We start from the raw sequence: 10,174 nt of genomic DNA on the forward strand, positions 1-10,174 counted from the left end.
ACGGTCGGGTCAACTGTCCTGTTACGGATCGGTCACGGCGACTAGCCTTGTCGGGTGCCTACTAAGGACGCGTCTCCCCGCGCCGCGGCCACGCGCCAGCTGCGCCGTGCCGCGGGCTCGGTCAGCACGGGCGCGATCGCCCGGATGGACGCCGAGCTGCCGTGGTTCGGCGACCTCACCGCGGAGGCCCGCTCCTACGTCGGCCTGATCGTCCAGGCCGGCGTGAAGAGCTTCATCGACTGGTACGCCGACGGCGGCACGACGCCGCCGGCCGACCAGCTCGCCACCGCCGTCTTCGGTGCCGCGCCCCAGGACATGGCCGGTGTCGTCACGCTGCAGCAGACGGTCGAGCTGGTGCGGCTCTCGTTCACCGTCGTCGAGCACGACCTCGACAACATGCTGGACGCCGCGGCGGTCCCCGACGTCCACGCGGCGCTGCTGCGCTACGGCCGGGAGCTGGCGTTCGCGACCGCCGAGGTCTACGCGCGCGCGGCCGAGGTCCGCGGGGCCTGGGACGCGCGGCTCGAGGCACTCGTCGTCGACGCCGTGCTCCGCGACGAGCACGACGACACGGTCCTCTCCCGCGCGAGCGCGGTGGGCTGGTCCGCCCGCGGCGACGTCGCGGTGATCCTGGGCACCGCACCCGAGGGACGCAGCGAGGCCGGCGTGTTCGACGCCGTACGCCGGTCCGCGCGCGAGGTCGGCATGGACGCCCTCTGCGCCGTCCAGGGCCACCTGCTCGTCGTGATCCTCGGAGGCGTCGGCGAGCCGGAGAAGGCCGCCAAGGCCGTCGTCGACCGCTTCGACGCAGGACCGGTGGTGGTCGGTCCGGTCGTCCCCGACCTCGGGCACGCCCACCGGAGCGCCGCGGCCGCGTCCGCCGCACTGCGCGCCGCATCCGGCTGGCCGGAGGCACCCCGGCCCGTCTGCAGCGACGACCTGCTGCCGGAGCGGATCCTGGCCGGCGACGAGGCCGCGCGCCAGCACGCCGTCGAGGAGATCTACGCTCCGCTCGACATGGCCCGGGGGACCCTGGTCGAGACGCTGGCGGCGTACTTCGGCAACGGTGGCGGCGTCGAGGCGACCGGACGCGCGCTGTTCGTCCACGCCAACACGGTCCGCTACCGGCTCGGCCAGGTCGCCGACCTGACCGGGCTGGCTCCCAACGATCCGCGGGACGGTCTCACCCTCCAGCTCGCGCTGATCCTCGGCCGACAGGCCGGCGACGCGCCCCTGTTGTAGGAACCCCACAAAAGTCTGCCCTCCACTTTCGTGCTCGACTCGCACGAGATCTGGACAAGGGCGGGGCAGGCTGGACCCGTGCTCGTCATCGTCGCACCCGGACAGGGCGCTCAGACTCCCGGATTCCTCACCCCGTGGCTCGCGGACCCCGTCTTCAGGTCCCGGCTGGAGTGGCTCTCGACGGTCGCCGGTGTCGACCTCGCCCACTACGGCACCGAGGCCGACGCCGAGACCATCCGTGACACCAGGTACGCGCAGCCGCTGCTGGTCGGATCCGCCCTGGTGACCGCGCTCGAGCTGTTCCCCCACCCCGGCGACGCGTTCGCCAAGATCGGTGCGGTCGCCGGCCACAGCGTCGGCGAGCTGGCCGCGGCCACCGGCGCCCGCGTGGTCACCGCCGAGCAGGCCATGGTCCTGGTCCGGGAGCGCGGTCTCGCGATGGCTGAGGCCGCGGCCGCCACCCCCACCGGCATGACCGCGATCCTCGGTGGGGATCGTGACGAGGTGCTCGCCGCGCTCGAGCGGCACGGCCTCACGCCCGCCAACGACAACGGGCCGGGCCAGATCGTCGCCGCCGGCACCACCGAGCAGCTCGCAGCCCTGGCGGACGACGCGCCGGCCGGCGCACGCCTCCGGCCGCTCGCGGTTGCGGGTGCGTTCCACTCCTCCCACATGGCTCCGGCCGTCGCCCGGGTCAAGTCGCTGGCGCGGGCCGTCTCGGTCCACGACCCGCGTGCGTCCTACATCTCCAACCTGGACGGCCGGGTGATCCACGACGGCCGCGAGGTGCTGCGGCGGATCGTCGGTCAGATCGCCAGCCCGGTGCGCTGGGACCTCTGCATGGAGACGATGGCCGACCTCGGCGTGACCGGCATCCTCGAGGTGCCCCCCGCCGGCACCCTCACCGGCATCGCGAAGCGCTACTTCCGTGGCGTGGGCATGACGGTCGAGACGTTCTCGCTCAACGACCCCGACCAGCTCGACGACGCCCGGGCGTTCTGCGACAAGCACGGCGAGGGCTCGCTGCTCGACACCTCGCCGACCTGGCGGATGGTCGTCTCCCCCGCCAAGGGCGTGTTCCACCGCGACGCGAAGGCCGCCGACAGCGACCTGCTCGAGGCGGGCGCCACGATCGGCGACGTCGCCAGCCTGCGCGACCGGATCACCGTCACCGCGGCGCACGGCGGGCAGGTGGTCGAGTGGCTCGTCGAGGACGGCGACCCGGTGGCACCCGGTCAGCCGTTGCTCCGCGTCTACCCCGCGGGTGCTGCCTGAGATGGGCGCAGCGATTCTCGGCATCGGGGCCTACCGGCCCGCCCGCATCGTGCCGAACGAGGAGATCGTCGACGCCATCGACTCCAGCGACGAGTGGATCCAGCAGCGCTCCGGGATCCGCACCCGCCGGATCGCCGGCCCCGACGAGACCGTGGTGTCGATGTCGGTCGCCGCGGCCCGTGAGGCGCTCGCGACCGCCGGCGTCGAGCCGCGGCAGGTCGACTGCGTGATCGTCGCGACGGTGAGCCACCTCTACCAGACGCCGTCCGCCGCGACGCTGATCGCGCACGAGCTCGGCACCGACCAGCCGGCCGCCTTCGACATCTCCGCCGCCTGCGCCGGGTTCTGCCACGGGATCGCCCTGGCCGCCGACCTGGTCCGCGGTGGCAGCGCCGGCCACGTGCTGGTGATCGGCGTCGAGCGCCTCTCCGAGATCACCGACCCCACCGACCGCGGGACCGCGTTCATCTTCGCCGACGGGGCCGGCGCGGCCGTCGTCGGCCGCTCCGAGAGCGACGGCATCAGCCCGGTCGTGTGGGGCTCCGACGGCGAGCAGTGGGACCTGATCCGCTCCGTCGGGCCGCTGCAGCCGATCCTGACCATGCAGGGCAGCGCCGTGTTCCGCTGGGCGTCCTACTCGATGGCGAAGATCGCGCTGCAGACCCTCGACCGTGCCGGGCTGACCGTCGACGACCTCGACTGCTTCGTCCCGCACCAGGCGAACAACCGCATCACCGACGCCATGGCACGGGCCATGGGTCTGCCCGACCGCGTGAAGGTCGCCCGCGACATCGTCGACGCCGGCAACACCTCGGCGGCCTCGATCCCGCTCGCCCTCGACCGGATGATCCGGGACGGCGACGCCCGATCCGGCGACCGGGCGCTGCTCATCGCGTTCGGCGCCGGCCTCTCCTACGCCGCGCAGGTCGTCACCCTGCCGTGAGCACCCCCGAAGACTCCCCCACCACCCCAACCCGAGGAGACAGCATGACCACCGAAGAGATCCGCGCCGAGCTCGCCGACATCGTCAACGAGGTCGCCGGCGTGCCGGCCGACGACGTTGCCCTCGACAAGTCGTTCGTGGACGACCTGGACGTCGACTCGCTGTCGATGGTCGAAGTCGTCGTCGAGGCCGAGGAGCGGTTCGGCGTCAAGATCCCCGACGACGAGGTCAAGAACCTCAAGACCGTCGGCGACGCGGTCGCGTACATCGAGCGCGCCCGCGCAGCAGCGTGACGCGCACACGCGTTGTCGTCACCGGGCTGGGCACCACCAGCCCGCTCGGCGGCGACGTCGCGACGACCTGGGAGGGCATGCTCGCGGGCCGCTCCGGCGTACGCCGGATCGAGGACCCGCGGTTCGACGACCTTCCGGTGCACATCGCCGCCGCCGTGGCGGTGGAACCGGCGGACGTGCTCGAGCGGGTGCGTGCCCGCCGGCTGGACCGCACCTCGCAATTCGCGCTGATCGCGGCGATGGAGGCCTGGCACGACGCGGGCCTCGACGGCCCGCAGGCTGCCGGCGAGCTCGACGGCGACCGCGTCGGCGTCGCGATGGCGTCCGGCATCGGCGGGGTGCACACGCTGCTGTCCAACTACGACGCGATGCTCGAGAAGGGCCCCCGTCGGGTCTCCCCGCTCGCGGTCCCGATGCTGATGCCGAACGCCCCCGCAGCGACCATCAGCCTCGAGATCGGTGCCCGCGCCGCGGTGAACACCCCGGTCTCCGCCTGTGCGTCGGGCAACGAGGCGATCGCACTCGCGGCCGACCAGATCCGGCTCGGCCGGGCCGACGTCGTCCTCGCCGGCGGCACCGAGGCCGCGATCCATCCGCTGCCCGTGGCCGCGTTCGCGAACATGATGGCGCTGTCCAAGAACGAGGGCGACCCGACGACCGTCTCCCGGCCGTGGGACACCGCCCGCGACGGCTTCGTGCTCGGCGAGGGTGCCGGTGCGCTGGTCCTGGAGTCCGAGGAGCACGCCCGTGCCCGCGGTGCCCGGATCTACGCCGAGGTGCTCGGCGCCGGCATCACGGCCGACGCGCACGACATCGCGCAGCCCGACCCCGCCGGCCGGGGCGGCGCCCGCGCCATCCTGCGCGCGCTCGCCGACGGCGACGTGGCGGCCTCCGACATCGCGCACGTCAACGCGCACGCGACCTCGACCCCGCAGGGTGACGTCGCCGAGGGCCTGATGCTGCACGCCACGCTGGGCGCGCACGCCACCGACGTCGTCGTCACGAGCACCAAGTCGATGACCGGGCACCTGCTCGGCGGCGCCGGCGCCCTGGAGGCGATCGCGACGGTGCTCGCGATCCATCACCGGGTCTCACCACCGACGATCAACCTCGACGAGCAGGATCCCGCCGTCGAGCTGGACATCGCGGTGAAGCCGCGCGACCTGCCGGTCGGCCAGTTCGCCGCCCTGAACAACTCCTTCGGGTTCGGCGGGGCCAACGTCGCGGTCGCGTTCGGGACCGTCTCGTGACCGCCACGGCAGCCGCACCGGCCCCCGCCCGCGCGGCGAAGCCGCCGCGGCACGAGGACCCGCGCTACCCGTTGACCCGGCTGGAGGCGCTGTTCGACGAGAACAGCGTCGAGATCATCTCGCCCGGTGGCGCGGACTCCGACTCCGGGATGGTCGCCGCGATCGGCACCATCGCGGGGTCGCACGTCGTCGCCTTCTGCTCCGACGCCACCGTCATGGGCGGCGCGATGGGGGACGAGGGTTGCCGGGTCGTCGTCGACGCCTACCACCGGGCGCTGACCGACCGCGTCCCGATCATCGGCCTGTGGCACTCCGGCGGCGCCCGACTGGCCGAGGGCGTGCTCTCGCTGCACGCCGTGGGCCGGATCTTCCAGGTCATGACCCAGGCCTCCGGCCGGATCCCGCAGATCTCGGTCGTGCTCGGGCCCGCCGCGGGCGGGGCGGCGTACGGACCGGCCCTGACCGACGTCGTCATCCTCGGCCCCGAGGGCCGGATCTTCGTGACCGGTCCCGACGTCGTCCGGTCGGTGACCGGCGAGGCGGTCGACATGCTCCGACTGGGCGGCCCCGAGCCGCACGGCCGACGCTCCGGGGTCGTGCACGTGGTCGCCGAGACCGAGCGCGAGGCGCTCGACGAGGCCCGCCAGGTCGCGGCGCTCCTCGGGCAGCAGGGCAGCCTGGTGCTCGACGACGTCGAGGACCGCGACCTCAGCAGCCACCTCCCCGAGTCCGTGAAGCGCGCCTACGACGTGCACCCGCTCGTGGAGGACCTCCTCGACGAAGGCTCGGTGCTCGAGCTGCACGCCCGCTGGGCGCCGAACGTCGTCACCGCGCTCGGCCGGCTGGGCGGACGAACGGTCGGCGTCGTGGCGAACAACCCGCTGCGCCTCGGCGGCTGCCTCGACGCGCAGTCCGCGGAGAAGGCGGCCCGGTTCGTGCGCATGTGCGACGCGTTCGGGGTGCCGCTGGTCGTCGTGGTCGACGTCCCCGGCTACCTGCCGGGCGTGGGCCAGGAGTGGGACGGCGTCGTCCGGCGTGGCGCGAAGCTCCTGCACGCGTTCGGCGAGTGCGTCGTCCCGCGGATCACCCTCGTGACGCGCAAGGCCTACGGCGGCGCGTACATCGCCATGAACGCCCGTTCGCTCGGCGCCACCCGGGTGCTCGCGTGGCCGGGCGCCGAGGTCGCCGTGATGGGTGCGCTCGCCGCGGTCCGGATCCTGCACCGGCGCCGGCTGGCGGAGGTGCCACCGGACTCGCTCGCCAAGGTCGAGGCGGAGCTCGCCGCCGAGCACGAGCACATCGCGGGTGGTGCGGACCGCGCCGTCGAGATCGGCGTCATCGACGAGGTCGTCGCACCGGCTGCCACGCGGTCCGCGATCGCGCGAGCGATCGCGGACGAGGTCCAGTCCAACGGCGTACGACGCGGAGCGCACGGCAACATCCCGCTCTGACGCGCCCGCGACCGCGGTCGGATACATAACCCCGCGCGTCGCAGGTACGTTGAAGCGTTGTGAGCACCGTCACCCGTGCCCTGGTCGCCCTCCTGATCGCCCTCGGGCTGGTTCCGGGCCTGCTGCCCGGCCCCGGGTTGGCGCCTGCCGCGAACGCGGCGGACTACAAGCCGTGGGGGCGGGCCGCCGCGCCCGACCAGCGGCTGCGCGCGGGCTGCCACGCCTACCGCTACCACTACCGGATCAAGGTGCCGAGCAACGAGTGGAGCGCCGAGGTCTTCCTGGTCAACCGGAAGCACGTGGCCCTCGGCACCCAGAACCTCGAGACCCCCGACGACGAGAAGACCGGGCACGGGACGTTCCGGGTCTGCCGCGCCAGCACCGTCCCGGGTCGCCACAAGCTCAAGATGCGCGTCTCGTGGTACGAGAACGACCCCGAGCGGACCGTGCACCGCGGCTGGGTGCACCCGACCTACTTCCGCCTCTACCGCTGAGCGGCGGTCACACCGTCGACTCAGACGACCTGGTGAAGCCAGCGGACCGGCGCGCCCTCACCGGCGTGCCGGAACGTCTCCAGCTCGTCGTCCCAGGGCTTGCCGAGCAGCTTGTCGATCTCGACCTCGAGCGTGGTCTCCCCCAGCGCCGCCCGCACGACCGCGGCCTTGAGCCGGTCCTCGGGGATCATGATGTCGCCGTGGATCCCGGTCACCGCGTGGAAGACGCCCAGGTCGGGGGTGGAGGAGTAGCGCGCGCCCTCGGTGGAGGGCGTCGGCTCCTCGGTCACCTCGAACCGGAGGTGGTTCCAGCCGCGCAGGGCTGAGGCGATCGCCGCCGCGGAGCCGGTCCGGCCGGTCCAGGAGAACTCGCACCGGAAGCTGCCGGGCTGGGCCGGCTGCGGGGTCCAGTGCGGGTTCACGGCAACGCCGAGTACACCGCCCACGGCCCACTCGATGTGGGGGCACAACGCGGACGGTGCGGAGTGGACGTAGAACACGCCCCTGGTTGCACTGTTAGTTGCGGTCACCACGACAGCTCCTCGGATCTCCTACCTCCGGCGCGAGATGCGCCTTCCCCAGCGGTCTCGCGGAGGTCGTCCTCGGGCGTGTTCAGTGACGCATGTGTAGTTGTGACATCCATTGTGGCCCATGAGGCGCGTTCACGCCAGTGAACCGAGCTCTTCGAGCACCGCGCGGGCGATCCCCAGGCCCCCGAGGTGGCTCTCGCCGTCGATGACGGTCAGAGTAGCGTCCGGCAGCCGCGACACCACGTGCTCGCCGTGCCGGAGCGGCACGATGTGGTCGTCGTCCCCGTGCCACCAGCGCACCGGCACTCTGACGTCGGCCAGCTCGAAGCCCCAGTGCCGCGTGAACAGCACCAGGTCGGCGAGCGGCGCGGACGTCTGGAACCGGCTGCCGTTGAGAAGGTCGTCGAGGAACATCGCCTTGAACTCCGGGCGCGACAGCAGGTTCTTGTCGCCGGGCGGCTGCACGGCGGCATAGAGGTCGAGCGCCGGCCCGGCCAGCGGCTTCACGGTGCGGATGGCACCGGTCAGCACCACCCCGAGCGGCACGCGGGCGTAGGAGAGCAGCGGAGCCAACCGGACCGCGAGCTGGATCGGCCCACCGGCGACCGCGTCCGGGCCGACGGTGGGGGCGACGCCGCCGAGCACCCCGACCCCCGTCACGCGGCCGGACAGACCGGCGCCGGCGGCGAGTGCGTAGGGGCCGCCGCCGGAGAGCCCGATGATCTGGAACGTGTCGAGAGCGAGCGCGTCGGCGAGGAGCTCGAGGTCCTCGGCCCAGTCGATCAGGTGGGGATACTGGTACGGCGTCGAGGAGCCGATGCCCGGCCGGTCGACGCCGATGATCCGGATCCCCTGGTCCTCGGCGTAGGCACGGGCATCGAGCGGGATCTGCCGACGCGCGCCCGGGGTGCCATGCATCCAGACCAGCGCCGGGCCGCGTGGCGACCCGTACTCGGCGAAGCTGAGCCGACGGCCCGCGCGCACGCCCACACTGCCCTCGAGGGTCGGCCGCCGCGGCGAGCGGGCACCGTTGCCGCTGAAGATCATGGATGGAGTGTTCCATGTGCGCGGCGCCGCCGATCCCGCGCACTACGCTGCGGACATGGCCCGCGACACCGCCCTCGAGCCGCCGACCCTGCCGCACCCCACGACGCGGCCGCGGACGCTGCGCTGGCTGGTGCTCGTCGCGGTGGTGCTGGTCCTCGGCGCCTGGCTCGCCTGGTTCCTGCGCTCCCCCGGTGCGCTGCCGACCGAGGACCGGAGCGTGACCGCGTCCGGCGTCGTCGGGACTCCGCTCTACGTCCGCGCGTTCTCGGCCCCGTCCGACTTCGGACGCACCCTGCACGTCTCAGGCGTCAAGGTGCACACCGAGGCCTCGGCGGACGTCACCGTCACCCCGCTTCTCTGCACCGGCGGATCGATCAACGACGTGACCACCGCGCCCGAGCAGTTCTGCGACGACCTGGCGAACCCCGAGGGCAAGGACCTGGCGGCCGGCGACTCGATCCTGCTCGAGATCCAGGCCGACCAGCCGGTCGAGGCGCACATCGACCGGCTCAGCATCGGGTTCCGTCAGGACATCCGGTCGGCGACCGAGCCCGCGGGCGTCGCCGGCGTCGACGTCACCCTCGCCGCGTCAGGAAAGTCGTGACTCCAGCTGAGCGGCTCGCTCGGCGGCGTCGGTGATCTCCTCGCTGTCGATCGCGTTGGTCCGGTGGAACCACGTGAGGGCGTCCTGCTCCCGCCCCGACTGCTCCAGGGTGTCGGCATAGGCGTAGCGCAGGCGCACCACCCACGACTCGCGGCTCTTGCTGTTGAGCGGCGCCAGCTCCAGGGTCCGCAGCGCGGCGTCGAACTGCCCGAGGTCGCGGCGGGCGCCGGCTTCGACGATCGTCATCTCGGCCTTCGCTGCCGTGGGGAACTTGGCGACGGACGGGCTCTTCGCGAGCTCGAGTGCACGCTTGGCGTTGCCGAGCGCCCGGTGGCAGTCCGCCATGATCGGCAGGTACGCCGTCGCGCCGTTCATCCGCTTGGCCGCCCGCAGCTCGGAGAGCGCCTCGGCGTAGTGCCCCGCGGCGTACGCCGCCTCGCCGGCCGCCTCACGGACCACGGCGAGCCGGCTCGCGCGGGCGCGCGCCGCCAGCGTGTGCTGGTAGGCGGTCTCCGGGTCGTCGTCGATCATCTCGCCGGCCGCCGCGAGGTGGCGGGCGACACGAGTGGCGAGCTTCTCCGGCAGGCTGCGCAGCTGGGCGCGCACGTCCGGCGCCAGCTCCTTGCCCGTGATCGAGTCAGGGAGCGGCGGACCGTCGTAGACCTCCTGGTCCCGGGTCCGCGGCCCCTGCTCGCGACGCGGCGCTCGCTCGTCACGTCGGGGTCCGCCCGACCTGCGGTCGGTGGACGGCTTGCGCCCGCTCGACGGCTTGCCGCTGGACGGCTTCCGGCCGGAGGTGGGCTTGCCGCGGGAGGCGCTGCCCTCACGGCGACGCTGCTCTGCCACGATCACTCTCTTCTGTTGGGATCAGGACCTGCCAAATAGCGTAGAGGCCACCCGGAGGTGGCCTCTACGTAGAAGTATGTCCGGCGGCGTCCTACTCTCCCACAGCCTCTCGGTTGCAGTACCATCGGCGCTGGCAGGCTTAACTTCCGGGTTCGGTATGGGTCCGGGTGTTTCCCTGTCGCTATGGCCGCCGTAACTC

Annotated in this window: 11 protein-coding genes and 1 rRNA gene; 8 read left to right on the plus strand and 4 right to left on the minus strand. The window is 72.9% G+C overall.

Annotation, left to right across the window (positions count from 1 at the left end):
• Window positions 1–54 precede the first annotated feature (54 nt).
• From ABD709_RS12950 to ABD709_RS12980, 7 genes are all read left to right on the plus strand, one after another.
• The gene (locus ABD709_RS12950; protein WP_344776017.1) at window positions 55–1,242 is read left to right on the plus strand and encodes a PucR family transcriptional regulator; all 1,188 of its coding nucleotides are present in this window, start codon (window positions 55–57) and stop codon (window positions 1,240–1,242) included.
• A gap of 78 nt (window positions 1,243–1,320) precedes the next feature.
• Window positions 1,321–2,517, plus strand: a complete 1,197-nt coding sequence (locus ABD709_RS12955; protein WP_344776019.1) for an acyltransferase domain-containing protein — start codon at window positions 1,321–1,323, stop codon at window positions 2,515–2,517.
• A 1-nt stretch (window position 2,518) separates the two neighbouring features.
• Window positions 2,519–3,460: a beta-ketoacyl-ACP synthase III gene (locus tag ABD709_RS12960; protein WP_344776021.1), complete on the plus strand. Its 942-nt coding sequence runs from the start codon at window positions 2,519–2,521 to the stop codon at window positions 3,458–3,460.
• Window positions 3,461–3,504: 44 nt separating this feature from the next.
• Complete coding sequence (locus ABD709_RS12965) at window positions 3,505–3,753, plus strand: acyl carrier protein (protein WP_344776023.1); 249 nt, start codon at window positions 3,505–3,507, stop codon at window positions 3,751–3,753.
• Complete coding sequence (locus tag ABD709_RS12970) at window positions 3,750–5,003, plus strand: beta-ketoacyl-[acyl-carrier-protein] synthase family protein (RefSeq protein ID WP_344776025.1); 1,254 nt, start codon at window positions 3,750–3,752, stop codon at window positions 5,001–5,003. Before ABD709_RS12965 ends, ABD709_RS12970 begins: the two co-directional genes overlap by 4 nt.
• Window positions 5,000–6,454, plus strand: coding sequence for an acyl-CoA carboxylase subunit beta (locus ABD709_RS12975; RefSeq protein WP_344776027.1), 1,455 nt, complete (start codon window positions 5,000–5,002; stop codon window positions 6,452–6,454). The genes ABD709_RS12970 and ABD709_RS12975 overlap by 4 nt, the downstream gene beginning before the upstream one ends.
• Before the next feature lie 59 nt (window positions 6,455–6,513).
• A complete protein-coding gene (locus ABD709_RS12980; protein ID WP_344776029.1) occupies window positions 6,514–6,948 on the plus strand; it encodes a hypothetical protein in 435 nt (144 codons plus the stop codon).
• 20 nt (window positions 6,949–6,968) lie between these two features.
• Here ABD709_RS12980 and ABD709_RS12985 read toward each other — a convergent pair whose 3' ends face one another.
• Entirely contained in the window at window positions 6,969–7,481 is a 513-nt protein-coding gene (locus ABD709_RS12985; RefSeq protein WP_425575127.1) for a DUF3145 domain-containing protein, read from the minus strand.
• A gap of 129 nt (window positions 7,482–7,610) precedes the next feature.
• Window positions 7,611–8,525 carry an alpha/beta fold hydrolase gene (locus tag ABD709_RS12990; protein WP_344776031.1) on the minus strand — a complete coding sequence of 305 codons (915 nt, stop codon included), beginning with the start codon at window positions 8,523–8,525 and terminating at the stop codon, window positions 7,611–7,613.
• Between the two features lie 55 nt (window positions 8,526–8,580).
• On the opposite strand from ABD709_RS12990, the gene ABD709_RS12995 reads away from it, so the two are divergent.
• Window positions 8,581–9,129, plus strand: a complete 549-nt coding sequence (locus tag ABD709_RS12995; protein ID WP_344776033.1) for a hypothetical protein — start codon at window positions 8,581–8,583, stop codon at window positions 9,127–9,129.
• Here the strand turns inward: ABD709_RS12995 and ABD709_RS13000 are convergent.
• Both ABD709_RS13000 and rrf read right to left on the minus strand, forming a co-directional pair.
• Window positions 9,115–9,975 carry a tetratricopeptide repeat protein gene (locus tag ABD709_RS13000; RefSeq protein ID WP_344776035.1) on the minus strand — a complete coding sequence of 287 codons (861 nt, stop codon included), beginning with the start codon at window positions 9,973–9,975 and terminating at the stop codon, window positions 9,115–9,117. The genes ABD709_RS12995 and ABD709_RS13000 overlap by 15 nt on opposite strands.
• Window positions 9,976–10,053: 78 nt before the next feature.
• Window positions 10,054–10,170 (minus strand): 5S ribosomal RNA (rrf, locus tag ABD709_RS13005).
• Window positions 10,171–10,174: the final 4 nt, after the last annotated feature.

The organism is Nocardioides panacisoli (assembly GCF_039537325.1).
Taxonomy (GTDB): Bacteria; Actinomycetota; Actinomycetes; order Propionibacteriales; family Nocardioidaceae; genus Nocardioides; species Nocardioides panacisoli.

Excerpts from the sequence above, each read along its gene's own strand:
- ABD709_RS12960 (WP_344776021.1), top strand. The coding sequence starts at position 2,519 with ATGGGCGCAGCGATTCTCGGCATCGGGGCCTACCGGCCCGCCCGCATC.
- ABD709_RS12965 (WP_344776023.1), top strand. The coding sequence starts at position 3,505 with ATGACCACCGAAGAGATCCGCGCCGAGCTCGCCGACATCGTCAACGAG.
- ABD709_RS12990 (WP_344776031.1), bottom strand. The coding sequence starts at position 8,525 with ATGATCTTCAGCGGCAACGGTGCCCGCTCGCCGCGGCGGCCGACCCTC.
- ABD709_RS12995 (WP_344776033.1), top strand. The coding sequence starts at position 8,581 with ATGGCCCGCGACACCGCCCTCGAGCCGCCGACCCTGCCGCACCCCACG.